Here is a 25,566-nt window from a genome sequence, read left to right as displayed (position 1 = left end):
AACTGGTGGTAAGGAAAACGGGGGCAGGTCACTCCTGCTCGCTCCATGGCGAACACACATCGATGAGGCAACCCGCTGGGTCAAGTGCCAAGAACCGACGTTGGCCGTAGAACTCGTTGCGTGGCTCTTGGATGACCTTCGCGCCAATCTTCTGTGCCTTCTTGTAGACCTCGTCGACATCCGGAACGACGAAGGTCACATACATCCCCGTCGGAGCGGTCTGGTAGGACTTAGGAACGAGGTCATGCGTCCGCTTGATGATGCCGAACTCAAGCTCCAAGGGGCCCGGAGCACCCAACTGCACGTACCAATCACTGTCGTACTTCACCACGAAGCCCAGCAGCTGAACGTAGAAGTCACGGCAAGCAGCGAGATTGTCGGCGCAGATGTTCGTGAGGATTCGGCTGAAGGACATGACGGCAGAGTGAGGTCTGAATGTGACGCCTAACGTTCGAGCTAAGCTGCCCGCGGAGGCATGCGCTGTAAGCCCGGTACGCGATGATGCGCCGTGTGCCGCGGACCGGGCTTACAGCGCATGCCGTAGCGGGTCAGCTTGAGCGAGGGGCGTCACTGCTTGGGCGCAGCCTGGAAGACTGACCAACGGTCATCCTTGAACAGGAACAAGGCTCCAGAGACTCGCAGCGAGCCACTACTGGCGTGCAGACGGGTGACTTCGCGTTTCAGACGCTCGACGGCTTTGCTCTCGCTCAATGGCACGTAGAGAAGGCCACCCCGCTTGGCCACCGAGACTACGACTCCTTCGGGATGCTTCTTAACGAGGTCTTGCCAGAAGGATCGATCCAAGAAGTAGGAACTGTCTAAGTCGGGAGACCGACCTTCTACCTGCATTAGGCCACCTTCCCAAGGTGCGGCGACGGGTTGGCCGTAGACCCGCTTGATGTTCGCAAGGGCAAGTGTCAGAGCTTCATGAACTGAGGTGATGCCCAGCCTGTCCAGGTCTCGCGGAGTGGCGTTACGCATGCTCTCCGGTCCGTCGAAAACGAACCGAATGTGCGTGTCTCCAATGAAATCCCACCACGCCATTTCAAGCGCGACTTCCTTGCCGTCAGGTAGCTCGGCCTTGGTTCTGCCTGTGGGCACAAGAGAATCCTCAGTCCTGTTTGCACCGATGGACTCCCGGACAACAACCATAAAGTTCTCTCGAGTCATCTTCGCCTGAAGTGTCTGGGTTTGTGCGAAGTCAGTAAGACTAACGAGAAGGAAGGAGAGAAGGATACTGACGAAGCGACTGTTCATGTCGAGGGGACCGTTCGTGACGCCTAACGAATGAAAGGGACTTCCCCGTCCCGAGCCAGCCGCGAAGCGGCGACCGGCAACAAAGTGTCACGATGGGAAGTGCGAAGTCTCATCAACTCACTCGGAAGGGGAAGTCCATGGCAATCGTATTCGTCGGCATTGATCTCGCCAAGAATGTTTTTGCGGTTCACGGCGTCAATGAAGCGGGCAAGGCGGAGCTGGTACGGCCGAACGTGCCGCGCGGCAAGCTCGGGGAGTTGATCGCCAGGCTGCCGCCGTGCACGATCGGGATGGAGGCGTGCAGCGGCGCGCACCACTGGGCCCGGCAGTTCCAGGCCCACGGCCACACCGTCAGGCTGATGGCGCCGAAGTTCGTTGTGCCGTACCGGCTGTCGGGCAAGCATGGCAAGAACGATGCGGCCGATGCGGCGGCGATCTGCGAGGCGGTGCAGAGGCCGAACATGCGCTTCGTTCCGCTCAAGAGTGCCGAGCAGCAAGGCCGGCTGATGGTGCACCGGGCGCGCCAGGGGTTCGTCGAGCAGCGCACGGCCACCTTCAACCGCATCCGCGGGTTGCTCAGCGAGGTGGGGATCGTGCTGCCGCTGAAGGCGGCGACGGTTCGCAAGCAGGTGGCCGGGCTGCTGGAGGACCTGCCCGGCTGGGTGAACACCGTGATCGGCGATCTGCTCAGCGAGGTGCACCGCCTGGACGAGCGCATCGAGATTTACGACCGGTACGTCGCCGAGATGGCACGGCAGGATCACCAGGCGCAGCGACTGATGCGGCTGCGAGGCATCGGCGAGACGACGGCCACGGCGCTGGTGGCGATGGTGGGCAACGGCCGCGACTTCCAGAACGGTCGGCAGCTCAGCGCGTGGATCGGTCTGGTGCCCGGGCAGTACAGCTCAGGCGGCAAGACACGGCTGGGTCGGATCACCAAGGCGGGCGACACGTACCTGCGCAGCCTGCTGATCATGGGAGCGCGTGCGGTGCTGAACGCGGCCAAGGACAAGGCCGACTGCGTCAGCCGCTGGGCGGTGGCGCTGGCCGAGCGTGCAGGCTACTGGAAGGCGGTGGTGGCGATCGCGGCGAAGAACGCGCGGATGGCCTGGGCGGTGCTGCGCCAGGGCGAGCAATTCGTGATGCCGGCCTGAAGCCGGCGTGAGGTAAAGCCACAACCACCGGGGGAGCCGCCACCCGAGAACGAACACCGCCGCGTGACGGCCAGCGTTGATGCGTCAAGGTTGGACCTGTACGGGGAGTGCCTGATTAGCTCGTGGAGGCGATCGAAGGGTCGACCTCGGCTAACGAATGAGGTCCCCGTGCGCGTCTTGCATCAGGGTCTGCAGCGAAGAAGCTGCGTAGATGACCGCTTGTAGTTCTTCCAGTCCGCACCCTTGGCAAGCATTGACGTCGGCACCGGCAAGTGGGACGGCCATCGTGACAGTCAACTTCCGTGATGAGTCGCTGCGCGACTCGATCACGGCCGCTGCATGCTTGACTTGTGGGGAAGCCCTTGTAGTTCGAGCTAAGCTGCCCGCGGAGGCAGGCTTTGTAAGCCCGGGACGCGACGATAGTACGACTGGCGCGTACCGGGCTTGCAAAGCCTGCCGTAGCGGGTCAGCTTGAGCGAGGGGTTAGGCCTCACTCGGGTTAACGCTAGTGACGCTGCATGCCTGACCAAGCGACTTGGCGGAGTGCACCTGTGGTTGCTTTGGCGTGAACTGCTTGGCGACTGGCTCTCGCTGGAAGGACGAACTACATGCATGACTTTCCCGTTTGGAGGGCAATGCAGTACACAAGCGGAGCCAGAAGCACGAAGAAGGGCGCTCCAACCCCTACGACTGCGGCCTGAACCCACACGAACACGCTTCTCTGAGCTTGTGACCAGCACACTGCCGCGTACAGGCCGAAGCAGAGCACTCCGATAGCAACGAGACCAAAGAACTCCCGCCCTTCAAGGAAGCCTCCGTTGCTCATGGCTGGCATTGCTGCAAAGACACCGAGCGCTGCCAAAGTCAGGGCGGATAGGACTGCCACGACGGTTCGCATGTGAGGCCTAACGTTCGAGCTAAGCGGGAGACGACGGCGGGACGCCGGGCCCGGGCTGCGGAGAATGTAGCGCGCCGCGGCCCGGGCCAGGTGGCCTGCCGTTGGCTCTCCGCTTGAGCGAGGGGTTAGGCCTCACTCGGGTTGCTCCACCTCACCTCGATTGCTTTGAGGTTGGCCCTGTTTCCCTCGTCTTCCGGGCCCCAGTAGCTTTGCTTCACAACCGAACGTGCAACCTCAATCACGGTTTGCGCTTGCCGCATGTTGAAGGAAGTGGCTGGCGGAGTATTGGCGAGGTTGATCAGCAGCATGGTCGCAGCGTCGCCGCTTGGATTGGCGAGTGCGGCGCGGAGCCACAAGGGTAAATATGCGTTGTACGCTTCCTCGGTAAGGAGAGGCAAGGAGCCTGAGAACTCTTCGGCAAACGAGTCGGGAACCTCCGTCCATGTACGGCCTGACAGAGCTGAGCGGATAGCCGCGCACTCCTCACATTGGTGCGGGGCGATATCTCCATGCACGACTCTCGCTGGAAACGCGAGGCTCAAGTCAAGGGCGAACTCAGAGGTGCTGGACATGCGAAAGTGCGTGACTGTGAGGCCTAACGTTCGAGCTAAGCGGGCGACGACGGCAGGACGCCAGGGCCCGGACTGAGAAAATGGACGGAGTACCTCAGGCCGGGCCCTGGTGGCCTGCCGTTGGCGCTCCGCTTGAGCGAGGGGTTAGGCCGCGCCGGCGATGCGCTGAGTGTTTGGACCGAGTAGGCTAAGACCGTAAACTGCAGAGTCGCGGTGAATGGAGCGGGGATTTGGGCTGGATTCCTAATGCTGAGGCTCGTGCCGTGGCGATGGAGTTCTATGGCCGGGGCCGCTGAACGCAGGGCTGGAGTAGCCTGATCGCAGTGAACTGGGCTCACAGGCACTCGCACTTCTTTGGCGCTTGCTTGCCTTGAGCCACCATTGACTCAGGGACCGTTGAGACCATCTTCCCCGAGCGTGGCGCACAGCTTGCCTTGCATGCGGCTAGGACCTCCGCCGAACTGGGAAGTAGCGCGCCGGCAGCGAACATGATGCCGACTGCTACCGCTAAGCCGGCGACAACTGCGATGCCTGGCGGGATGCGGCCAAGCAGTCGGTGGCGCAGAGATGCGGTTTTCTGTGCTGCGGGCATGAGAAGGAAGTGTTCTGCGCGGCCTAACGTTCGAGCTAAGCTGCCCGCGGAGGCAGGCTGTGTAAGCCCGGGCTGTGATGATGCACCATGTGCCACAGACCGGGCTTACACAGCCTGCCGTAGCGGGTCAGCTTGAGCGAGGGGTTAGGCCTCACCGCGGAATGCACGCTTTAGCGACCACCATCGTTGCGCAGCCATTGAGCAACCAAAGAGCACCCAGAGGGTGTACTTCAACGGTAGGCTAGCAAGGATAATTGGCTGCGATTGAAGCCAGTTGAGTACGATGTGCACGCAAAAGAATGCCACTGCGCCAAAAAGAAGGCCGCCGCGCATAACGATGTAGCGCAACGGACCGATTTCTCGGGCGAAGCCCCAGTCGGCCTTTTCCTTGAGGTGTGCTGCAAGTGCCTTGGCTGATGCGTCTTCCTTCTCCCAGTTGGACGGCAACGGTCCGCCAGCGAAGGCAGCAATGAGAGCAGCCCTTGAATGGCGCTTGAAGCAAACAAGCAATGCGAAGTTCAGAACCCAGCCCAGGGTGTAGGTCGCAGCGGCGGCGCACATGGCAGCCATCACAACGATGAACTCTGCGATCTTGGGCGGGGGCGTGGCAAGGGCCGGCGCAAGCGGTTCAACCATCGAAACTACAGTCGCTGTAGCGGACGGCACATCGATCATCGGCCAGATCCCCACCGCACACGCAAACGGGAGCGGCAGCAGACGCCAAAGCATCGCGTCGCGCAGCGTTCCGAGCCGAGTGAAGTTGAATGGCAGGGGTGTCAACTGTGAGGCCTAACGTGCTTTAGGCATCAAGGTTACACAAAACCTGGCCATGCTGGAGCATGTGACTGTCACTCCTTGGTCGATTCGACGACAAGGAGTGGGGCTGCCTTTGGGCGAACCCGTACGGGAAAGTTCGGGGAGCCTGCGAAACATGGGATTGGCACCGATGTATTCCTGGCGGGTGGCGTTCTGCGACGGGTGCCGGTGGGGCCTAACGTTCGAGCTAAGCTGCCCGCGGAGGCAGGCTGTGTAAGCCCGGCCTGTGATGATGCACCATGTGCCACAGGCCGGGCTTACACAGCCTGCCGTAGCGGGTCAGCTTGAGCGAGGGGTTAGGCGTCACTGCGAGGCCGCTTGCTCAGCCTTGTCGCTCTACCGCTCGCAGCGGCTGCCTTTGATGACCGTGCTGGGCTGCCAAGGAACCGCGGATCTGTGGGTTCGACCAGTTCGCACTCCGCTAGGGAAGGTCTGCACAACGCGATGCGAAGTGCAGCTTGAGGTGAGTTGATGCCGTGACATCGCCAGCAGGCCCGACGCGCGTTGTCTCGACGCCGTTTCGAGGGCCGCGCTGGGCGCTGCTGGCACGCCGCGAGGGCGCTTTGAGCGCACTCATCCCGCGCCTGCGATCAACCGCCGCCGCGCCATCCACAGGTTGCCCAACGCGAACAGCGTGACGATCTGCGCCGTGTTCTTCGCCAGCCCGCGGTAGCGCACCTTGGTGTAGCCGAACTGCCGCTTGAGCACACGGAACGGATGCTCCACCTTGGCCCTCACGCTGGCCTTGGCTCGCTCGATCTGCTCGGCGATGAACTCCGGCTCGATGAACGGGTTGAGCTTGCGCCGCAAGCTTGGCCGCATCGCAACGTGCCAAGCAGGCCCCTGGGCCTCAGGCCGCTTGTGAACGCCTTGGTAGCCAGCGTCACCGAAGGCGGCCTGCTCCTCGCCGTGCAGCAGCGCGCCAGCCTGCGTCACGTCGTGGACGCTGGCAGCCGTGCCCACCACGCTGTGCACCAGCCCGGAGTGGGCATCGACGCCGATGTGGGCCTTCATGCCGAAGTACCACTGGTTGCCCTTCTTCGTCTGCTTCATCTCCGGGTCGCGCTCGCCTTCGGCGTTCTTGGTCGAGCTCGGTGCGGCGATCAACGTGGCGTCGACCACCGTGCCCTTCCTCATCATCAGGCCCTTGGCCTGCAGGATGTCGTTGACCAACCGCAGCATGTCGGTCGCCAAGTCGTGCTTCTCCAGCAGATGGCGGAATCGCAAGATGGTGGTCTCGTCGGGAAGTCGGCTCATACCGTCGCCGAGCCTGGCGAACTCGCGGAACACAGGCATGTCGTGCAGCGCCTCTTCCATCGCCGGGTCCGACAGCGCGAACCACTGCTGCAGGTAGTGGACGCGCAGCATCGTCTCGATGCCGAAGGGCGGGCGGCCGGTCTTGGCCTTCGGGTAGTACGGCTCCACGATCTGCACCAGTGCCGCCCACGGCACCACGCGCTCCATCTCTTCGAGGAACTCGCGCTTGCGCGTCCTCTTGGTCGACAGGTTCAGGCCAAGTCCGAGCTGCTTCATGGCCGTGATCGTCGCCGACCCCACGCCATCACACTACGCGGATCGGCCTGGGGTTTTGCAGACCTTCCCTAGTAGGCATGCCATATTTCCACCATCCAAGGGGCGCGCACCCAGAATTACACGACCATCAGCGTACTCAGCCTGAATAATGACGATCGGTGTTTGCTTCTCGCCATCTTTGTGCAAGGCACAGGCGGGTAGTTGCAAGGGGTGCGGCTTTGCTTTCGACTTTGGCTTCTCTGGCGACTGAAGATAGAAGACCGCACACCCGGACTTCACATCGTCTTCGGTTGCCAGGCGACCAGTAATAACGCGAACTGAACTGTATTCAGTTGGAGCGACCGGACCCCAGAGACTGTTCATCGTGACGCCTAACGTTCGAGGTAAGCGGGAGCCGACGGGAAGGCGCCAGGCCCGCGCGATGCAGGATAAACCACCGCAGCGCGCGGGCCTGGTGACTTGCCGTTGGCTCTCCGCTTGACCGAGGGGTTAGGCTGCACTCCGCGCCGTGAACTTGCCCAGCAACCTTGCAAACAGCGGCAGCTGAAGGAAGTAGGCTGCAAAGAATACCAGCAGCACAAGGTACCAATGCCCCATGTGAAACGCTGTCTGTTCGAACCTGACGGGGAGGTTAGTGGCTTCTACAAGCGCAGCGACTTCACACGCAGAAACGAGGCCAGTAAGGAGCCTCGCTCCGACGCCAGGGCTCTGCACCAAGCTCTTGGCCTCCAACGCCCTCTTCTTGCGGCCCTTCAGGCGGAGCAGGAAGCCAAGTGCGAGAACTCCGAGCACCACTCCGACAATGACCTTTCCAAGCACTGCTGCGATAGTGGCGCCTAAGGCCGCAAACACTAAACCGACGCCTTCTGCGAGCAACTCAAGTTTGTCGCTCGCAGCTGACCGAAGCTTTGCGAGCAATGAAGTTTGTGGCGCAGATGACTTGACTGACTTCACAGCGCTTCCGTGGACTTGGGTGCCTGCATGTGCGGCCTAACGTTCGAGGTAAGCGGGAGCCGGCGGCGAGGCGCCAGGCCCGCGCGATGCAGGATAAACCACCGCGGCGCGCGGGCCTGGTGACTTGCCGTTGGTTCTCCGCTTGACCGAGGGGTTAGGCCACACTCGGAGGTAGCGCATTAAGGCTGCATTTCTATGGCGACGCTGACATCGTTTGGTGACCGGCCAGAGCCAGCAACCATTGCGTTGAATCTTGGACCAGATGTGTATGCCGCGGCAACTCGATACAGGCCCATGTACTCCCATTGGTTTACAGCCTGCTTGATGAAGACCGGGACCTTATGCGGTGTGGAGGCGAGCAGGGCGCCTGACTTGGCGATGATTGGACCTACGCCACAAAGTAGCTCTCGGGGTGCTCTTGGGTTCAGATCTGTCTTCACGCAGACGGCGAGAACCGATCCGTCCAGGGTAGGGATGTAGGCCTGTTTGCTGCCGCCAACTGCGGTGTGAATCTGATCGCGGGTGTACGTGTCGCCGATCTTGAACACGGGGGTCTCCTGTCTCTTTGGTAGGCCCGCCGCGTGGGATGGCCTGTGTGGCCTAACGTTCGAGGTAAGCGGGCGACGACGGTGGGACGCCAGCGCCCGGACGGTGAAAATGTACCGCGTACCACCGGCCGGGCGCTGGTGTCCCGCCGTTGGCGCTCCGCTTGACCGAGGGGTTAGGCCTCAGAGCGTTCACGCCGACGAGCAACAAGGTAGATGCCGTACACGAAGGGCAAACCGACCGCTACGACACTGGCCCCTACGGTTGACAACCACATGCCGAGAGACTCCAACTTATGAGTGCGGTGCCACTCGTTGCTGGGAGTCAACCACGCGAGCGCGGCCACTACTAGCCAAACCCCGACTAGCGCGCCGGCGATGCTGCGGTGGGAAAGGCAGCGTTTGCGCAGTAACCAAGCCGATGCGGGCGTTCCTATGAGGCCGAGCAGTGGCAGCACCAGAATGAGCGAGAGAACGACGAAGTAGAAGGACCATCCAGGAACAATGCTCCACCGGTCGGACTCGACGAGAGCGCCGGTAGAGACGCGTGAGGTGAACTCGACGTGCGACGAAATCAGCGTAGTCAAGGCGAGGCCGACTCCGGCAAGCGCATAGCCAGTGGCCAGTGGGGCGAAGCCTACACTCACAAAGCGCGGTCCCAGGATCATGCGCCAGATGGCGAAAGGAACGGCGACTGCGAGCGCAATGAGCGCCAAGCCTTCAGGGCGTGTCATCCAGTAGACGAGCCAATCGGTTGCCATCTGAGGCCTAACGTTCGAGGTAAGCGGGAGCCGGCGGTGTGGCGCTTGGCCCGCGGGACGGATGATGAAGCACAGCGGCCCGCGGGCCAAGTGCCACGCCGTTGGCTCTCCGCTTGACCGAGGGGTTAGGCCCCGCTGCTGGCGTGAGCGCCGCGGGCGACGAACTCAAGGGACTGCGATGTCCGAAGGCGGCAAGACCGAGCCAGGCTACGGCGACCGACGTGCGCCTGACCAACCACGCAACGAGGCTCTGGAGATGACCGAAGCGCGAGGCAACACCCTGACAACGACGGCGTATTGATCACAGCGCCACCGTGGCAACCGAAGGCCGATGCATCAGTGAAGCGGGAAGCGACGACGGCGAAAGCGTGGCACTTCGGCATGGAATTCAATCACTTGCTACGGCGGTATCCGGAGCGCGTGCATTGGCACGGGCGAAGCCGGTGCCGGTATTCGCCGTGCCGCAGGCTCGGCGTGACTTCGATTCTGTGGCCGGAGCGCGCCGAAGCAAGCACAGGACTCCCCGCGGGGCCTAACGTTCGAGGTAAGCGGGAGACAGCGGCGTGGCGCTTGGCCCGCGGGACGGATGATGAAGCATAGCGGCCCGCGGGCCAAGTGCCACGCCGTTGGCTCTCCGCTTGACCGAGGGGTTAGGCGTCACTGCGGAAAGCTGGACTTCCACGCTTGCGACACGTGGGTAACCGTCAGCTCATGCTCAGACTGCACTTCGGGTACGGGGCGACTGAACGACACGCAGAATGCCCGACCGTTCACAGCTGTTAGGGCGGCGTACAAGGGGTCCGGATCGCCATCAACCAGAGCAGAAACGCGGATGAGCGGCACTTCCTGTCTCTTGCTCTTTATTGATTGCGTCACTGGGCGTGGACGCTTCGAGAACAAGCTCATGGCGTAAAAGTTGAGTGCGCGACGATCTTGCTCACGTTGAACAAGGTTGTACTCGTCAAATTGACTCTCGACAACGGATCGCAACTGATCGGGTAGTTCCTCGACCATAGAGCGGAGCAGTGCGAACTCGCCTTCAGACAACGTTGTTCCTCCGCGTACCAGGCGCAGAAGCGGCGTACCGTAGGTGCGCTTCATAGGTGTGTTGGTGACGCCTAACGTTCGAGGTAAGCGGGAGCCGGCGGCGAGGCGCCAGGCTCGGGCTGCGGAGAATGTAGCGCGCCGCGGCCCGGGCCTGGTGACTTGCCGTTGGCTCTCCGCTTGACCGAGGGGTTAGGCCTCGTGTCGTGACTCCCTGAGAAACAGCTTGAATCCAGGTTTAGGACGCTTTGCGGGCGCAGTGCCCATTCAACACCAAAGCACGCGAGCCCGAATGCACTACGGACCATACTTCGCCCATGTGAGGCCCGTGTACCCCAGTGCGGCTGCGACCATTGTGGACAGAGCAACTCCCTCGAATGGCCACCCCCACAGCAAGCCGAGACAAAGGCCTGCGAGTGCTCCAAAGACTGTCCTTAGAAGCGGACGACCCTCTTCGCGCTCGCCGGGTAGCGAGTCAAAGGCCAGGACTCCACCAAACATGAAGCCGAAGCAGGCGAAACTCGCAACGAACTTCCCGTGGTTCAACCCGCCCTGTTCCCTTACAAGCAACTCAAGTACGCCGAACGCGGCGAAAGCGAGCGCAGAGCAAACCGCGATGATCAATCCGAGGCGGGCCGACGTGGTGTGCTTCATGAGGCCTAACGTGATGTATGCGGCAAGGTTACACAAGTCTTGGCGATGCGGGCGCAGTGAACTGTCGCTGCATCACGAGGACAACGACAAACGGAGACGGTCTCTTTGGAAGAACCCGTACGGGAAACCGAGGGGACCCTGCGAAGCTTGGGATTAGCACCGCGGCTGTTCTAGCGGGTGGCACTCCTGGGCTGCTGTTGTCATCAACGAGTTGACGCTTCACAAGCTCGACCTCCATGGCGTAGAACCGGCGGCGAGTCGGCTGACTGTCGTCCCATCGGGCGGTGCCGCTGAAGATCTACAGCTACGGCTATCTCAACGTATTGCAGTCTAGCCAGCGCCTGTGGAGCGAAGGGCAGGGTCAAACCAAGTAGGTGTGGCCAGCTGGCCGTCCAACCCTGGACTTCAAGCCCTTCGTGGACTTTGCAAGGTCCACGCTGAAGCGTTCCACAAGGCACGTCACGGGTTCGCCTTGCTGAGCCTGTGGCCCAAGCTGCTCGCCGACGGCACCGTCCCCATCGACGGCAGCAAGTCCACTGTGGTCGGCCATATCCGCGTTCGGTACAGCAGCAGTCCACTCTTCACAGAGTTGCCGCCGACTCGAAAGATCTGATCAGGCGAAGGTATCCATATCGCTCGGGCAAACCTCCGGAAGTGCCGACGATTGGACGAGCAAACTACAGGCCTGCCTTGACCGCGGGGTGGCCTATGGGCAGTCTGAGCGTACGCAGACAGTGTCCGCTCTCCGAAGATTGGCAAGGGTGATGCTGTGCTGATCGTTGGTGCTGTCGCGGAACGGTGATCTGCCACTTGGGAGTCCTGCTCAAGTTCCACCCGGACAGGGTGGCGTCGCAGTCGATACCTGCCTCGTCCACAGTCGACGCGATGCTTTCGACGTTCCCGCTTGGCCTGTCGCTCCTCGCCTATCTGGCCGAAAGTAGGCGGTGCAGGCTGGAGCCTGCCTAGGCTCCAGACGCACTTGCTGGCTCTGCAGAGGTAGCGGTGAACGCACTCCAGCGTGTGGGGGTCAGATCAAACTGAAGGGAGTGAGTGCGGGGGGCTCCTCCAGAGGGCGGCGACGGCCATGGCGTGAACGGAACGTGCGCGATGGACCTGGAGTTGAGCGTTCCGGGGTGGCAGGTGCGTTTCCTGACCGAGCGCCGCCGCCGCAGAGCAGGTCATGACTTTTGCCGGCTGCATGCCGATGAATGGCCGATCATGCCCCGCGTTACTGTTCCCACCGCCCAGCCACCAGACGCCCTGGACGCAGCACCGAGCGCGGTGCTGCCAGACACTGGCTTCCTGCGGCAGCCGCAGGTGCTGCGCTTTGTCCCCATCTCTAAGTCCACGTTGTGGCGGCGCGTGCGTGCGCGCACGTTCCCTGAACCGGTGAAACTGTCCGAGCGCGTGACCGTCTGGCGCGCCGAGGACATCCGGCGCTGGATTCAAACGCAGGGCACCGCCCAAGGGTCGGCAACCTCCTGACGGTTGCGTATCGCGCGAGCGCGCCAGCCTTGGCCCATGCGGTGCTTACAGCGCCTGGAGTAGATCGGAGGGTCGCAAGGACAAGGCTGCCGCGAGCCGGCAGATGTTGAGGAGGGCGATGTTGCGTTGCCCACGCTCGACGCTGCCGAGATAGCTGCGCGCCAATCCGCTCTCAAGCGCAAGCGCCTCTTGCGACATGCCCGCCTGACGCCGGAGTTCAGCCAATTGCCGACCAAAGACGACACGGGGGTCCGTCTGGTTGATCGAGCTTTTGGTTGACGACATCCATCTGGAATCTATGAAGCAGGCTCTTTTGAGTCCACGCTCTATGAGTGACAATGGACGCTTCGATGCTTTCTGCACAGGAGCAACGCCATGTCAGTTTTCGCGAGGGCAGCTGCGTTCCCGGAACCGTGGGGCAAGCACCTGTTGTGTCGTCGTTACGTCGCGGTGTACTTCACCCAAGTCACGGTCTCCAAGAGAGACGAGGCCGAACGACGGACGAACTATTGCTGGGCATTTGGCGTGCTCAGCGACGGCCAATCGGAGTCGCTGGGAGCGTGGTCCCAGGATCCGCTTGGTGCAATCAACTGGGGCAGCGCGCTCGTCGAGTTGAAGAATCGCGGTGTCGAACGAATCCGCTTCGCCATCAGCGGCGACTTGACGAACTTCCGGGAGGATCTGCGAGCCCGGTTCCCGGGGGCGCTGGCTCTACCGTCTTTTGCCCGCTTGCTCGATCGCAGTGTGTCGCTGGTGGCGGCACGCCATCGGGCGCCGGTGGGTCAACACCTGCGAGACATCGTCCGGGCTGAGTCGGGTCTCGCTGCCCTAGCGGTGCTGGCCGAGTTCGCGTCCAGCCGCTGGGGCGACCGCTATCCGGCAATCGCCGCAGACTGGCGGATCGCCCTCGAACAGGGGTGGGCGCTGTGGTCGATGACGCCCACCCGCCGGCAGCAGGTGCTCTTCGGCGATGCCCGTGCCTTCGCCACGAACCGCCTCCTGCGCAGGGCGCTTGATCGGCACGGAGGCTTCTCCGATGGCGAAGCAGCCGCTTCGTTCGCCAGGGCAACGCTCTCTCGCGCACTACGTCGGCTTGACGGCAGCCAATCTGTCGGCAGCGCCGAACATAACTACCAGCATGAGCGCTCAAGTCCTAAGATAGCGGCCCTAGGCATCTGAGCTGTCTGCCCTCTCGGTTCGCGGGTTGTCGGATGAAAAAGCACTGGCAAGGCGTATTCTCTCGGGTCAGATCGGCTCTGATGCGCCGTGGCCGGACGGAGCACGAAGCCGACGATCTTGTTCAGGAAGCATGGATCCGGCTGGAGTGCTACCGGCGTGAGCAGCCGGTCGATAACACCGAGGCCTTCCTCATGCGCGCCGCGCTCAACCTGTCCATCGATGCACACCGTTCGCGCCTGTCGCGTGGCGAAGAGGTCACGCTCGACGATGTCGTTCTCGTCGACAACAGGCCCAGCGCGGAGGCGGTGCTCCTGTCCCGGGAGCGGCTGGAGCGGCTGAGCGTCTGCCTGGGGCGACTGCACGACAAGACACGCCAGATTTTCCTGGCCCACCGGATCGACGGCATGAGCTACCAGCAGATCGCCAAGCAGCACGGGCTGAGCGTCAGTGCGGTCGAGAAACACATCGCCAAGGCCACCATGCTGGTGACCGGCTGGATGGAAGGTTGGTAGCGATGGGCCAGGCACGTGCCGCCGCTGCGCGGTCCGCACAGTCGGGTCCTCCGGTCCGGGTGCCCCCGGAGATCGCTGCCGAGGCGGCGGTCTGGGTGACCCGGCTGCACGGACCGCAGCGGAGTCGGCAGATGGAACAGGAGTGCCTGGCCTGGCAGCAGCGCTCCGCGGCCCACCGCGAGGCGTTCGAGCGCTGTACCGACACCTGGGAGAGTGTGCCCCGGGTCACGCTGGCCGACGCGTTCGTGGCGTCGCAGCCGCAGGCGCGCGACGGGGGCGGGGGCTGGTGGGGGCGCGCCGCCAGGCGTTGGGCGCCGGCTGCGGTCCTGGTGCTGCTCGTGGTCGTCGGTGCCTCAGGCCTACAGCAGTGGCGCAGCATGGGCATCTACGCCACCGGCGTGGGTGAGCAGCAGCTCGTCGTGCTCGAGGACGGCACGCGCATGACGCTGAACACCGACACGCAGGTGCATGTGGATCTGGACCCGCGGCAACGGGTCGTGTCGATCCGGCGCGGCGAGGCGCTGTTCGAAGTCGCCAGGGATCCAGGACGCCCGTTCTCTGTGCGCGCGGGCGGCAGCGAGGTGCTGGCGCTCGGCACGGTGTTCGCGGTGCGGTTCGCTGCGCCGGCGGGTGTGGGCAGTGGCGCGCTGGCCGTGACGCTGCTCGAAGGCCAGGTTGCCTTGCAGCCGGCGGCTGGCGCGAGAGGGCTGGCTCCGGCGCGTACCGTGCCGATGGTCGCCGGCGACCGCGTGCGGCTGTCTGGTGGCGCGATCGGGACAGATCGAGCCGCCGAGGCGGAGCTCGACAGGCCGAATCTCGAGCAGGTCGTTGCCTGGAAGCGCAGCGAGGCGGTGTTCGACGGCGCTTCGCTGGTCGATGCCGTTGCCGAGATGAACCGTTACAGCCGAACGCCGATCACCTTGCTCGCACCATCCGGTCTTGCAGATCTGCGTGTCAGCGGTGTCTACCGCACGGGTGACACGGCGGGGTTCGCCCATGCCATCGCGGCGTTGCATGGCTTGCAGGTGCGGGACCGCGACGGACGGTTGGAGCTGCTCAAACCTCAGTAGCGAAAGCACTGTCCGGCCTGCACTGGACTTTCTCGTCATCTGGTTGTCACCCAATCAGCAACACAGGAAAGTCACGAGATGCGCTACCAGCCACCCGCCGCTGCGGTCTGTCGAGGAAAGTTTCTGGCTCCAGGAGCTCTGGCCATGATCGTGTGCGCAGCGCATGGCGCTGCGGTGGCCAGCGAGCCTGCAGCGCCCGCCCGGCATGTGATCGCACAGCCGTCGCAGGCGCTCGCGGAAGCCCTGCGATCGATCGCCAGGCAGACTGGCGCTTCCGTGCTGTTCGATCCGACTGTCGTCAACGGCAAGACGGCCCGTGCGGTGTCGGGCAGGTTGTCTGCCGTCGAGGCGATCACGCGTGCCATCGATGGCTCGGGCTTGTCGGCCGATGTCATGAAGGACGGCGCCATCGTCGTGAAGCCGGCACCGCCCACGGGAGGCGGCTTCCCGGCGGCGGGCGGTGCAAGGTCGTCGACGACCGTTCTGACTGCGGACAGCGCTGGCGGTTCGGCTTCCGTGCAGCTGGCCCTGGCCTCGAGCCCGGTGCAATCCGACGGCAGTGCCACCGCGTCGGCGGCGGACGGCGAGCGTCCCGCCGAGGCCCAGCGGATCGAGATCACGGGCTCGCGGCTCAAGCGGGTCGCGGCCGAGGGGCCGGCTCCGGTCAACACCTACAGCCGGGAAGACCTCCAGAAAAGTGGCCAGCCGACGCTGGAGCGCTTTCTGAGCAGCCTCAGCGAAGTGTCCGTCGCCGCAGGCGAGGGCTCGTTCGGTGCGACAGGAGGGCAGGGCACGGTGCAGCTGCGGGGCCTGCCGCTGGGGTCGACGCTGACCTTGATCAACGGCCGCCGCGTGCAGGCCGTCGGGTCCTCGTCCGGCAACTACTTCAACCTCAACCTGATTCCGCTGTCGGCTGTCGAACGGGTCGAGGTGTTGCCGGTCGGATCCTCGGCGGTGTACGGCGGCGATGCCCTGGCCGGTGTGGTGAACGTGATCCTGAAGAAGTCCGTCGACGGTCTGGCGCTCGACGCGCGCCTGGGTGCCGCCAAGGGCCTCGGCGATGGCAGCGTGTCGCTGGCCGGCGGTGGCGGCAACGAGCGTGGCTCGTTCCTGCTGCTGGGGTCGTATTCCAAGCGCTCGCCACTCACCATGGCCGAGCGCGCGTTCTTCCGGGACGCGGACTACCGACGGTTCGGTGGCAGCGATCAGCGCGTGCGGACCTGTGCCCCCGGGACCGTGAGCAGCACGGATGGCGCCAACCTGCCTGGCCTGGACGCCAGCTTTGCCGGCATTCCTGCGGTCACCGCCGGCGCGCTGCTCTCGATCGAGGACTTCGCTCCGAGGGCGGGCGCCGCCAATCTCTGCAGCGGCCAGGCCGTCGGCAAGGGGTACACCCTGGTGCACGGCCTGGAGACACTGGGGCTGCACGCCAGTGGCGAGCGCTATCTCTCCGGCGCCTGGTCGATCTTCGGTGAGCTGACGCGCACCGAGGACCATCTGTGGTCCGACGAGGCGGCTCTGTTGCTGAACAACGTGCTCGTGCCGGCCAGCAACCCGCACAACCCATTTGGCGTGGATGTGCGCGTGACGGGCGCGCTGGGGTCGGAGAACGGCGTGCAGACCATCGACCGCCGCACGCGCTTCACGCGTGCCCTGGTCGGCGTGCGCGGTGACCTGGGCGGTGGCTGGGACGTCGAGGTGACCGGCTCGGGTTCGCGTGACAGCGGCGAGAGCCGCACCTCGGGGGTCAACGCCAACCCGGCTGCGCGCACGGCCGCACTGGCCAGCCCCGTTGCAGAGGCCGCGCTGAATCCGTTCACGGCCGGTCGGGCGGCCAGCGATCAGGTGCTGCGGGCCATCTGGCCGGAAAGCCTGCGCATCAGCCGCGGCCAGCGCGACCAGCTGGGCGGTTTCGTGCGGGGTCCGCTGCTGACCCTGCCAGCCGGGCCGATGGACGTCATCGCCGGCGTCGAGGCGGGCCGGGACAGCTTCGAGTCTGCGATCCCGGGAGTCCTGTCCGTCGCAGCGGACAGGACGCAGCGGGCTGCCTACACCGAGTTGCGCGCACCCTTGCTGCGATCCTCCTCGTTGATTGCGCAAAGCTGGGACCTGGCCGTGCTGACGCTGGCGGCCCGGCGGGACTCGTACAGCGACTTCGGCTCCGCCGCCACCTACCAGGCCGGGCTCGAGGTGCGGCCGGCGCGAACGCTGCTTCTGCGCGCCTCGGCGGCCACGTCGTTCAAGCCGCCCACGCTGCTGCAGACCAACGTCCCCGACCAGAGCTTCCCGAGCGAGGCCTTCGGCCTGGTGGACCCCGCCCGCGGCAACGAGCCCGTGGTCGGTGGCGAGGTCGTGCGCTCGACCAACCCGGCACTGGAGCCGGAACGCGGCAAGGCCTACGCGTTGGGCGCGGTGTGGGAGCCCGACGGCACGCTGGGCACGCGCCTCGGCATGACGGCCTGGAAGGTGCGCATCGACGGTCTGATCGGATTGGCCTTTCCCCAGGTGCTGGTGAACAACGAGGGGCTGTTCCCCGGTGTCGTGCGTCGTGGGCCGCCCACCGGCACCGAGCCGGGACCGATCACCCGGGTGCTCTGGGGCGAGGTCAACTACGGCGTCGTCGACACATCGGGCGTCGATCTCGAGGCCGCGCACGCGTGGAAGGCGCTGGGGGGCACGTGGGCCTTGGCCGCAGGTGCCACCCGCACCCGTGCGTACCAGGTGGTGCTCGCACCCGAGGCGCCGGCCGAGGACCGGCTGGGACGCCGCTTCTTTGACTTCTGGTCGCCCGTCTGGAAGGGGCGGCTGTCGACCGGGTTCGATCGGGGCAGCTGGAGCATGGGCCTCACCAGCCGCTACGTCGGCACCTACAGGGACAGCGGCACCAGCGAGCGGCGGCTCGGCAACCTGTGGACCCACGATCTGAACGCGAGCGTGGATCTGGTCAGGCTCGGCCTTGTTTCCGGCACGACGGTGAAAGGTACCGTGGTGTCCTTCGGCATCGTCAATGTGACCGATCGCCAGCCGGAATTCGTCGAGGCCACGCCGTTCTACGACCCGACCCAGGCCGACTGGCGCGGCCGCTATGCCAGCGCTCGGCTGTCGTTGAACTGGTAGCGCTTCGGCGCCAACCCCGCTTCCCACGTTCTCATCGAGCGCCCGGCGCGGCCCCTGGGACAGGCGCAGTGCTGGCGCACGTGCCTGCTCCTGGCGTGCCTGGGCGTGGCCGGGTCCATCAGGAGATCTCCCATGTGTCTTGCTCTTCTTGCGCACCCGCGGTGGGTGCGCCCCGATCGGTGGCTGGCCGCCGGCCTGCGTTGCTGCGGTGGGTGGTTGCTGCTCGCGCTCGTTGCCGGCAGCGCGGGCCAAGCCGTGGCCGGCGTCGGGCCCACCGTCCAGGACGTCGTCGCGTTCACCCGCCTGGTGCAGCCGCGCGACAGCGACGCGGACGCGTTGCAGACCCAGGTCGCGCCGGATGGCCGCCAGGCCTTCATCGTCACCCGCACGGCCGATGTCGCAGCAGGCCGAAATCTGTTCCGCATCGTGCTGCTGGACCTGGATCCTGACCGCCTGGGCGCCGGGCGCGTGGCCGCCAGCAGGACGCTGCTGACCGTGGCGGCGTCCCGCGATCCGTCGTACCTGGATCCAGCCATCCGGGACGTGCGCTGGATCGGGTCGCACACGCTCGTGTTCCTGGGCCGCATCGACACCGGCGTGCACCAGGCCTATCGCCTGGATGTGCGGACGGCACAGCTTGCCCGACTGACGCGCGAGACCCTGCCCATCGTCTCCTTCGCCGTCTCCGACGACTTGCGGCAGGTCGTCTACGTCGCGCAAGTTCCGAAGCCGCCCTTGGCGCCCGGGGCGCGCAGCGTCGTGGTTGCCAACCAGTCGTTCTGGTCGGTGATGTTCGGACAGAACGACCTCCGCGCGCAGGACCGGCAGTACCGCTACTTCGCGACCACGGGTGACGGCCAGGGGGCGGCGCGGCCCCTCGGCCCGGTGTTCGCCGAGCGCAGCAGCCAGGCCCCCAGCGTGAGCATCTCGCCCGACGGGCGCTGGGCGCTGCTGCCTCGGTACGAGCTGGACCGGCAACTGGGCTGGGCAGCCGAGTACCCGTTCGTGGCCGACCTGCTGCAGCGGGCCGGGCCCTCGCTGAAGATCGATCCGATCGGCTACTTCTCGCGGCCCAGGACCTATGTCGTGCGCCGGCTGGTGGCCTACCGGCTGGCTGACGGACACGAGCAGGCGGTGATCGACGCGCCCGACGACGCCTGGCCCGGCGTCGGACAGTCGCGCTCGGACCGGCTGTGGCAGCGGGGGGGACAGTCCGTGGTGATTGCGGGAACCCACCTGCCGCTGGCTGCGGGCCGCGGGAACGGGTCGCACATCGTGGAGTACTGGCCGGACACGGGACGCATGGCGGTCATCGCAAGCCTTGATGTGCGGCTGGAGGCCGCCTATGCCGTGACCGGACCGCGGGACGCCTTTGTCGCGATGGACGGCACGCGCCGGCGCTGGTTCGAGCGCGAACCCGGTGGGTCGTGGAGAGAGATCGACGCGGTCCCTGATGCTGGCGCTGGATTGGCGAATGGCCGGCGCCGCTGGTCGCTGCGCCTCGAGCAGGCGCTGAACCAGCCGCCGGACCTGTGGGCCATCGGGTCGGATGGGCAACGGATTCGGCTGACCGACCTGAACCCTGCCTATGTGGCCGACACCTGGGGGAGCGCCAGGGCGTACTCCTGGCGCGACGGCAAGGGCCGGCAATGGGATGGTGGCCTGCTGCTGCCGTCGGATCACGTGCCGGGCGTGCGTCGGCCGCTGGTCATCCAGACCTATGGTTTCCTGCCCGAGCGCTTCTACCTGGATGGGGCCAACATCGCCGACGGGGTCAGCAGCGGGTTCGCCGGCAGGGCGTTCCTGCGGGAAGGCCTGCTCGTGCTGGCGCTGCCGCTCGGGCCCACCACGGACCGGCCGACCAACGAACGGGCGGCCGTGGACACCTTCGCTGACGGCGTCCGCGGAGCGATCGAAGCCCTGGTGCGTGAGGGATTGGTCGACGCGGACAGGATCGGGATCATGGGCTGGAGCGCCACCGGGGAACGTGTGCTCAACCTGGTGACCTTCACCGACATTCCCATCCGCGCCGCCACGGTGTCGGACGGGGACGCCAACACGATGTTCTCGGTGGCCGTCACGTATGGCGCCGGGGACAACATGGTGACCCGCAAGGAGGCGATCAATGGCGGGCCGGCCTACGGTCCCACACTCGAGAACTGGGTTCGCAACGACCCGGCCCTGCACACCGACTGTGTGCGCGCGGCGATGCGCATCGAGACCTACGGGCCCGCTGTGCTGAACAACTGGGATGTGTATGCGCTGCTGCGCCGGCAGTACAAGGCGGCCGAGATGATCGTCATTCCGGACGGCTCGCACTCGCTGTCCCATCCCGGCGACCGCATGGTTTCGCTGCAGGGCAACGTCGACTGGTTTCGCTTCTGGCTCCTGGACACCGAGCGCGAGGAGCCGCTGCTGGCGGGCGAGACCGCGGAGTCGCTGCGGAACCAGTACACACGGTGGCGCCAGATGTCCGAGCTCCGCCGTGTCGATCAACGCCGTCCGCCGTGCACCCGGCTTCAGGCCGCCCGGTAGTCACTGCCGCCGGCCTGGATCCTCGGCCTGCAAGGGACTGCGGAGAGCCTGGGCTTGCCAGAGACTGGCGTAGGCGCCTCCCTGCGCCATCAGGCTGGCGTGGTCACCACTTTCCACGATGACCCCGCCCTTCAGCACGGCGATGCGCTGTGCCAGGCGAACGCTGGAAAGGCGATGCGCGACGAGGATCGTCGTGCAGTCCGGCACGGCGTTGCGGAGCCCCCGGAGCAGTGCGGCTTCGGTGCCCGTGTCCAGCATCGAGGTCGACTCGTCGAGCAGCAGCAGGCGAGGGCTCCGGAGCAGCGCACGGGCGATCGCGACACGCTGGCGCTCCCCGCCCGAGAGCAGCAGCCCGCGGTCGCCGATCCGGGTGTCGTAGCCATCCGGCATCGCGGCGACCCGGTCGTGGAGCTGGGCATGACGAGCTGCCACCTCGATGTCCTGTCGCGTCGCTCCGCGGAAACCGAACGCGACGTTGGCTGCCAGCGTGTCGTCGATCATCAGGTTGTCCTGGAACACCACGCCAGTCGTCGCGCGCAGCCGTTCCAGCGACAGGGCGGCCAGGGGTACATCGTCCAGCAGCACGGTACCGGCCTGGGGCTCGACCAGGCGCAGCAACAGCCGGATCAACGACGACTTGCCGCTGCCGCTGGGACCGACCAGGCCCAGCATGCTGCCCGGCGGGACATCAAGGTCGATGTTCTGCAGCAGCGGGCGCGAGGGGTCGTAGCCGAACCGCACGCCGCGCAGCCGGACCGCGGGCGCCGCGCGTTGCGCGCTTGCGTGGGGCGGCGCGATCGTTGCCGCGGACGGGTCCGTCGTGGAGTGCAGCTCCGCGCGCGCGGGTGATGGCTCGGGTTTCTGGCCGTGGCAGCCGCCGGCGGCCATCATCTGGAGCAAGGGTCGCATGAACCCCAGGGCCTGGGCGATGTCCCGTGTGGCGATGCCCAAGGCTTCGAGCGGGCGCAGCATCTGCAGCAGGTAGACGTTGATCAGCACGAAGCCGCCGCTCGTGAGCGTCCGGGCCTGGAGCCCGTCGATCGCCAGCGCCAGCAGCACCACGAGGCACACGGCCACGCAGCCGGCGTTCGCGATGCCGAGCAAGGCGTGCTGCGCGCCGAGCGCGCGCCAACACCGTTGCAGGCTGTCCAGCGTCGTGGCGAGTCGCTGCCGGACGGCTTGCTCCGCGCCGAGGCCCTTGACGGTCTCGGGCTGGGACAGGCCTTCCGTCAGCGATGCGCGCACCGCCTGTGCAGACTGGGCGACGGCTTGTGCCCGTGCGACGGTTCGCGGCGCCGCCGCGACCTGCAGCGCCAGATAGGCGAGCGCGGTTCCGCTGAACGCCGCCACGATCGCGGGCTGTCCGACGTGGATCAGCACGCCGACCACGGTACAGAGCTCGACCACCACAGGGACGACGCTGCCCAGCAGGTGCGCGACGAGGATCTGGCATCCCGCCGACGCCTGGTCGAGGGCGTGCACCGGTGCGCCCGGACGCTGGCCGAGCTGGCTGGTCAGGGGCTGGCCCAGCAGCCGGTCGAAACCGCGGCTGACCAGGTTGGCGCTCAGGCGTTGTTCCGCCACACTGGCGGGAAAGGCGCGCAACGCCGCGAACAGGCGGGCACCCGCCAGCGCTGCGACGTAGCTTCCTGCGAGCAGCAGCGCTGAGCGCGTGTCGTGCCCGGCTGGCGGCAGTGCCTGTTCGGGGTTCGAGACGCCGTCCACGAGCGCCTGCAGAGCGAGCGGTGCCAGACCGCCAAGCAGACCACCGGCCGTGACAAGCAGCAGAGCCAGCGCCAGGCGGCTGAGGACGACGCGGTCCGCGGCTGCTCGCAACAGTCGGACCGTCGCCAGCAGGTCGCCCACGCTGGATCGCTGTCGCGACACGCTAGGAGACTGCACTGGCGTGCGCCGCCGAGCGCCATCGCTGCAGCCAGGCTTCGATGGCGATGTGGCCATGGATCTCGGTCACGTGCACCGTGGTCCGGTCCGGCTTGTCCGACAGCGCAGCTTCGACCTTCTGGCGGTCGAGCAAGCCGCGCGCGACGAGTTCGCCGTCGAGCAGCAGCGAGCGCGCAAACGGCAGGTTGTTGGCCAGCACGGTCTTGAGGTGCTGGTCGATGCTGCCCTTCGAGCGCCGCGCAGCGATCTCTGGCGGCAGCTCGGCGGCGAAGGCACGACGCGCCAGCGCCCGGCCCTGTCCGCCTTGTGTGAGGACATAGGTCGGAAGTTGCAGGCAGAGCTCGATCAGTGGTTGGGACAGCAGCGGGTTGACCGCGGCCGGCGCACGTTCGCGCTCGTAGGGGTCGTAGTAGGCCAGTGGGTGCAGCAGCATGCGGACGTGGTTTCGCTTGCCGATCGGCAGTTCTGTGGCTTCACGGAGCAACGGATGCGCGTGGCTGTCCATCGGTTCGGCGTGAGCTGCCGCGCCGCCAAGCAAGGCCATCGGCCAGGCGAGTTCGTCGCCTTCGGCGCGCAGGCCGAACCGGTGTCGCAGAGCCAGTGCCATGGTCCGGTAGACGGACAGGTGCGCCAGCCGGGCTGCATCCATCGCGGCACGCCAACAGCCGCGGGCGAAGCCATGCAAGTGCAGGAAGTCGGCAGCTGGCCACCAGGTGCGCAGTTCGAAGAACAACTGGTCACCGCCCGCACCGGTGAAGAGGCAAGGGGCGCGGTGGCGTTGGCTCAGATCGGCATCGCGTGCCGAGGCAGCCATCCGGCCGACATAGGTGGCCGGCGAGGGCGTGAGCGCCACCTGCAGGACCCGCTCAAGCCGGAAGCCGTCGTCGCGCTCGCACTCGATGAGGTCGAGCCCGGCGTGCCGGGCGGAACGACGCGCGTGGTGACGCTCGTCGGTGTCTGCACCGGGCGAGTGGTAGTTCACGCACAGGATCTCGGCGGCCGTGCCGGTCGCAGTCAGGCAGCTGGCCAGGATGGAAGAGTCCAGGCCGCCCGACAGGCGGAGCAGGATGCGTTCCTGTCCTTGGGCCCAGGAGCGTGCGCAGTACTGCACCGTGTCGCGCAGCCGGGGTGCGAGTTGCGCGGGATCTTCGTCGAGCACGGTCCGGGCAAAGCCCAGGGCGTCCCAGAACAGTTCACGGCGCGTGACACCGCTGCGCAGATGCACGGCCTCTCCAGGGAGCACCCGTTCCACGCCATCGAGCACGGTCTCGTGGCCTGCAGACTCTCCCAGTCGCAGGTGCGCGGCGAGGCGGTGCCACGCGATGGGCGGCAAGGGCACGCCCGGCATGGCGGTCAGATCCTCGAGCCACGAGAACACGATGTGCAGGCCCTCGTGCGCGCGCAGGAAGCAGGGCAGGCTTCCGGTCGGATCGCGCAGGACCGTCCACTGGCCGTCCTCGCTCTGCAGGAAGGCGACGTAGCGTCCCCACCACGCGGAGACGAGCGCCCGACCATGCTGCCGGAGGATGGTCGCTGCCTCCCCGGGCCGCAGCGGCCCGGCGTCCGCATGGGGCCCGGCGCCGTCGCCCCTGCGGAACAGCCTGCCGAGCACCACGCCGCGGTGGTGAGGCAGGTGGTAGGTGCCATTGCCATCGGCGCCGCCGCCTGCCGTGAACACCGACAGCCCGCCCGCCTGCAGAGCGGGTGTCCATGAAGCAGTCCTGTGCAGGGCCTGCGCCAGACGATGCGCCGTGGCGCGCTGGTGGCCCAGCGTGTCGTCCCAGACCAGCGCGAGGAAGCGGAACAAGCCGGTCTCTCCAACAGACGGTCAGGCGACGAGGATGGGGGTGTAGCGGCGCACGTTCTCGTGCAGGTCGCTGAGCACGAGATCGCCCGCCTGCACCCAGGCGTGCGCCCGAAGAGGTTGCGTGGTGACGCCGATGACCCAGTGCGGGCGCCAGCCTTCTGCAGCCAGGAAACCCAGCAGGGACAGCGAGTCTTGCAGGCAGCGATCGTGCGCGGTGAGCAGCAGTGGCCGAAGGTGCAGGTACGCTGCCACGGCGATGCGCAGTCGGTCATGGCTGGCCGGCACCTGGGTCGTGCTTGCTGTTTGCGTCCGGCGCATCGTGATGCGATGGGCGATGTGCTGCAAGGGCAGCAGGCGCAGGCGCAGACCCGCTGCGGCGCTGCAGCGAACGAACCGGACGAGGCACGCCGCGTCCACCGGCGCGGTGCCGACGAGTTCCTCCGCGTTGAGTGTGCGTGCGGCTTCTGGCAGTGCGGCGTTCGCTTGAGCATGCAACGGCGATGGGCTGCGGGTCAGCAGACCCTGGCGCAGCAGCGGTGCGGCCAGCGCGTCCAGCGCGCCCGACGTTGGCGTTGGCGCGCCGGGCGGGATGTGGTCGGGGCGGGGCCAGCCGCTGACGGCGGATCCCAGCGGTGCGAATCGTGTGCCTGCAACGCCGAGGTACCGGCCTTTCCGCAGGTCCAGCAGGATCACCTGGCCGCCGTGCGCGCAGGCGCGAACGTGGGGAGCAAGACACAGATGGACGGACATGGGGTGCCGGATCCGAAGAGGGCAGCAGGCTGACCGCGGGAGACCCGGCGCGCAGCGCGCAGGCAGAGCCTTGCGCTGCGCGCCGGGTGGGCTGTGTCAGCCCGTGCGGGTCATTGGCGGCCCGGCAGCGTGAAGTTCTCTTCGCTGCCCGGCAGCACGATGCCCTTGGTCTGTTCCTTCGCATCGCCCAGGTCGACGATGTCCAGTTCCGTTGCTTCGTTCATCACGAACTCCTTCAGGTTGGGTTGACATGGAGACTGCCCTCGGCAAGTCGCCTCGGGCCAGGTCAAGGTAAGGGCGCGCGCCGCAGCAGGGCAACCAAAGATCGAGGTGCCATGCAGCGTTCGGTCGGCGCGCCGACGCCCCTTGCGGAAATGCCCTGGGCATGCCGGAGAGGCCGACGGAGGGCTGTGCTGCTGCTGCGCGGGC

General features: G+C 66.0%; 21 protein-coding genes. 7 read left to right on the top strand and 14 right to left on the bottom strand.

Going from position 1 to position 25,566, the window contains the following annotated elements:
* Positions 1-28: 28 nt before the first annotated feature.
* Positions 29-415, bottom strand: a complete 387-nt coding sequence (locus ACPOLB_RS05755; RefSeq protein ID WP_425260358.1) for a VOC family protein — start codon at positions 413-415, stop codon at positions 29-31.
* Positions 416-567: 152 nt separating this feature from the next.
* Positions 568-1,257, bottom strand: a complete 690-nt coding sequence (locus tag ACPOLB_RS05750; protein WP_425260357.1) for a hypothetical protein — start codon at positions 1,255-1,257, stop codon at positions 568-570.
* A gap of 137 nt (positions 1,258-1,394) precedes the next feature.
* Here ACPOLB_RS05750 and ACPOLB_RS05745 point away from each other — a divergent pair, with 137 nt between their 5' ends.
* Positions 1,395-2,411 (top strand): IS110 family transposase, encoded by a 1,017-nt coding sequence (locus ACPOLB_RS05745; protein WP_425258480.1) that lies wholly within the window; start codon positions 1,395-1,397, stop codon positions 2,409-2,411.
* Positions 2,412-3,434: 1,023 nt separating this feature from the next.
* On the opposite strand, the gene ACPOLB_RS05740 is transcribed toward ACPOLB_RS05745, so the two are convergent.
* The 7 genes from ACPOLB_RS05740 to ACPOLB_RS05710 all read right to left on the bottom strand — a co-directional run bounded on the left by ACPOLB_RS05740 (position 3,435) and on the right by ACPOLB_RS05710 (position 10,183).
* The gene (locus ACPOLB_RS05740) at positions 3,435-3,617 is read right to left on the bottom strand and encodes a hypothetical protein (protein ID WP_425260356.1); all 183 of its coding nucleotides are present in this window, start codon (positions 3,615-3,617) and stop codon (positions 3,435-3,437) included.
* A 1,000-nt stretch (positions 3,618-4,617) separates the two neighbouring features.
* Entirely contained in the window at positions 4,618-5,253 is a 636-nt protein-coding gene (locus ACPOLB_RS05735; RefSeq protein WP_425260355.1) for a hypothetical protein, read from the bottom strand.
* Between the two features lie 609 nt (positions 5,254-5,862).
* Positions 5,863-6,822, bottom strand: a complete 960-nt coding sequence (locus ACPOLB_RS05730) for an IS5 family transposase (protein ID WP_425260354.1) — start codon at positions 6,820-6,822, stop codon at positions 5,863-5,865.
* Positions 6,823-7,311: 489 nt separating this feature from the next.
* Complete coding sequence (locus ACPOLB_RS05725; RefSeq protein ID WP_425260353.1) at positions 7,312-7,776, bottom strand: hypothetical protein; 465 nt, start codon at positions 7,774-7,776, stop codon at positions 7,312-7,314.
* 179 nt (positions 7,777-7,955) lie between these two features.
* Positions 7,956-8,324: a DUF6697 family protein gene (locus ACPOLB_RS05720; RefSeq protein WP_425260352.1), complete on the bottom strand. Its 369-nt coding sequence runs from the start codon at positions 8,322-8,324 to the stop codon at positions 7,956-7,958.
* Between the two features lie 173 nt (positions 8,325-8,497).
* Positions 8,498-9,082, bottom strand: a complete 585-nt coding sequence (locus ACPOLB_RS05715; protein ID WP_425260351.1) for a hypothetical protein — start codon at positions 9,080-9,082, stop codon at positions 8,498-8,500.
* A 657-nt stretch (positions 9,083-9,739) separates the two neighbouring features.
* The gene (locus ACPOLB_RS05710) at positions 9,740-10,183 is read right to left on the bottom strand and encodes a hypothetical protein (RefSeq protein WP_425260350.1); all 444 of its coding nucleotides are present in this window, start codon (positions 10,181-10,183) and stop codon (positions 9,740-9,742) included.
* Positions 10,184-11,887: 1,704 nt separating this feature from the next.
* Here ACPOLB_RS05710 and ACPOLB_RS05705 point away from each other — a divergent pair.
* Entirely contained in the window at positions 11,888-12,265 is a 378-nt protein-coding gene (locus ACPOLB_RS05705; RefSeq protein ID WP_425260349.1) for a helix-turn-helix transcriptional regulator, read from the top strand.
* Positions 12,266-12,310: 45 nt separating this feature from the next.
* Here ACPOLB_RS05705 and ACPOLB_RS05700 read toward each other — a convergent pair whose 3' ends face one another.
* Entirely contained in the window at positions 12,311-12,550 is a 240-nt protein-coding gene (locus tag ACPOLB_RS05700) for a helix-turn-helix domain-containing protein (protein WP_425260348.1), read from the bottom strand.
* Between the two features lie 90 nt (positions 12,551-12,640).
* On the opposite strand from ACPOLB_RS05700, the gene ACPOLB_RS05695 reads away from it, so the two are divergent.
* The 5 genes from ACPOLB_RS05695 to ACPOLB_RS05675 all read left to right on the top strand — a co-directional run bounded on the left by ACPOLB_RS05695 (position 12,641) and on the right by ACPOLB_RS05675 (position 20,678).
* Positions 12,641-13,444: a transposase gene (locus tag ACPOLB_RS05695; RefSeq protein ID WP_425260347.1), complete on the top strand. Its 804-nt coding sequence runs from the start codon at positions 12,641-12,643 to the stop codon at positions 13,442-13,444.
* A 32-nt stretch (positions 13,445-13,476) separates the two neighbouring features.
* Positions 13,477-13,956, top strand: a complete 480-nt coding sequence (locus ACPOLB_RS05690; RefSeq protein ID WP_425260346.1) for an RNA polymerase sigma factor — start codon at positions 13,477-13,479, stop codon at positions 13,954-13,956.
* Between the two features lie 131 nt (positions 13,957-14,087).
* Positions 14,088-15,026 (top strand): FecR family protein, encoded by a 939-nt coding sequence (locus ACPOLB_RS05685; RefSeq protein ID WP_425260345.1) that lies wholly within the window; start codon positions 14,088-14,090, stop codon positions 15,024-15,026.
* A 144-nt stretch (positions 15,027-15,170) separates the two neighbouring features.
* Positions 15,171-18,143, top strand: coding sequence for a TonB-dependent receptor domain-containing protein (locus ACPOLB_RS05680; RefSeq protein WP_425260344.1), 2,973 nt, complete (start codon positions 15,171-15,173; stop codon positions 18,141-18,143).
* Positions 18,144-18,275: 132 nt separating this feature from the next.
* On the top strand, positions 18,276-20,678 hold the full coding sequence (locus ACPOLB_RS05675) for a hypothetical protein (protein WP_425260342.1): 2,403 nt from the start codon (positions 18,276-18,278) through the stop codon (positions 20,676-20,678).
* Here ACPOLB_RS05675 and ACPOLB_RS05670 read toward each other — a convergent pair whose 3' ends face one another.
* The 4 genes from ACPOLB_RS05670 to ACPOLB_RS05655 all read right to left on the bottom strand — a co-directional run bounded on the left by ACPOLB_RS05670 (position 20,679) and on the right by ACPOLB_RS05655 (position 25,361).
* Positions 20,679-22,544 (bottom strand): ATP-binding cassette domain-containing protein, encoded by a 1,866-nt coding sequence (locus ACPOLB_RS05670; RefSeq protein ID WP_425260341.1) that lies wholly within the window; start codon positions 22,542-22,544, stop codon positions 20,679-20,681.
* Between the two features lie 22 nt (positions 22,545-22,566).
* Positions 22,567-24,387: an asparagine synthase-related protein gene (locus ACPOLB_RS05665; protein ID WP_425260340.1), complete on the bottom strand. Its 1,821-nt coding sequence runs from the start codon at positions 24,385-24,387 to the stop codon at positions 22,567-22,569.
* Between the two features lie 21 nt (positions 24,388-24,408).
* Positions 24,409-25,137 carry a lasso peptide biosynthesis B2 protein gene (locus ACPOLB_RS05660; RefSeq protein WP_425260339.1) on the bottom strand — a complete coding sequence of 243 codons (729 nt, stop codon included), beginning with the start codon at positions 25,135-25,137 and terminating at the stop codon, positions 24,409-24,411.
* A gap of 110 nt (positions 25,138-25,247) precedes the next feature.
* On the bottom strand, positions 25,248-25,361 hold the full coding sequence (locus ACPOLB_RS05655; RefSeq protein ID WP_425260338.1) for a rubrivinodin family lasso peptide: 114 nt from the start codon (positions 25,359-25,361) through the stop codon (positions 25,248-25,250).
* Positions 25,362-25,566 lie beyond the last annotated feature (205 nt).

Origin of the sequence: Rubrivivax soli (genome assembly GCF_049810355.1) — a bacterium.
Lineage (GTDB): Bacteria > Pseudomonadota > Gammaproteobacteria > Burkholderiales > Burkholderiaceae_C > Rubrivivax.
The sequence above is the reverse complement of the archived record's forward strand: the minus strand, read 5'-3'. Positions and strand labels throughout refer to the sequence as shown.

Excerpts from the sequence above, each read along its gene's own strand:
- ACPOLB_RS05755 (WP_425260358.1), bottom strand. The coding sequence starts at position 415 with ATGTCCTTCAGCCGAATCCTCACGAACATCTGCGCCGACAATCTCGCT.
- ACPOLB_RS05750 (WP_425260357.1), bottom strand. The coding sequence starts at position 1,257 with ATGAACAGTCGCTTCGTCAGTATCCTTCTCTCCTTCCTTCTCGTTAGT.
- ACPOLB_RS05745 (WP_425258480.1), top strand. The coding sequence starts at position 1,395 with ATGGCAATCGTATTCGTCGGCATTGATCTCGCCAAGAATGTTTTTGCG.
- ACPOLB_RS05740 (WP_425260356.1), bottom strand. The coding sequence starts at position 3,617 with ATGCTGCTGATCAACCTCGCCAATACTCCGCCAGCCACTTCCTTCAAC.
- ACPOLB_RS05730 (WP_425260354.1), bottom strand. The coding sequence starts at position 6,822 with ATGAAGCAGCTCGGACTTGGCCTGAACCTGTCGACCAAGAGGACGCGC.
- ACPOLB_RS05715 (WP_425260351.1), bottom strand. The coding sequence starts at position 9,082 with ATGGCAACCGATTGGCTCGTCTACTGGATGACACGCCCTGAAGGCTTG.
- ACPOLB_RS05710 (WP_425260350.1), bottom strand. The coding sequence starts at position 10,183 with ATGAAGCGCACCTACGGTACGCCGCTTCTGCGCCTGGTACGCGGAGGA.
- ACPOLB_RS05705 (WP_425260349.1), top strand. The coding sequence starts at position 11,888 with ATGGACCTGGAGTTGAGCGTTCCGGGGTGGCAGGTGCGTTTCCTGACC.
- ACPOLB_RS05700 (WP_425260348.1), bottom strand. The coding sequence starts at position 12,550 with ATGTCGTCAACCAAAAGCTCGATCAACCAGACGGACCCCCGTGTCGTC.
- ACPOLB_RS05695 (WP_425260347.1), top strand. The coding sequence starts at position 12,641 with ATGTCAGTTTTCGCGAGGGCAGCTGCGTTCCCGGAACCGTGGGGCAAG.
- ACPOLB_RS05690 (WP_425260346.1), top strand. The coding sequence starts at position 13,477 with ATGAAAAAGCACTGGCAAGGCGTATTCTCTCGGGTCAGATCGGCTCTG.
- ACPOLB_RS05685 (WP_425260345.1), top strand. The coding sequence starts at position 14,088 with ATGGAACAGGAGTGCCTGGCCTGGCAGCAGCGCTCCGCGGCCCACCGC.
- ACPOLB_RS05680 (WP_425260344.1), top strand. The coding sequence starts at position 15,171 with ATGATCGTGTGCGCAGCGCATGGCGCTGCGGTGGCCAGCGAGCCTGCA.
- ACPOLB_RS05675 (WP_425260342.1), top strand. The coding sequence starts at position 18,276 with ATGTGTCTTGCTCTTCTTGCGCACCCGCGGTGGGTGCGCCCCGATCGG.
- ACPOLB_RS05660 (WP_425260339.1), bottom strand. The coding sequence starts at position 25,137 with ATGTCCGTCCATCTGTGTCTTGCTCCCCACGTTCGCGCCTGCGCGCAC.
- ACPOLB_RS05655 (WP_425260338.1), bottom strand. The coding sequence starts at position 25,361 with ATGAACGAAGCAACGGAACTGGACATCGTCGACCTGGGCGATGCGAAG.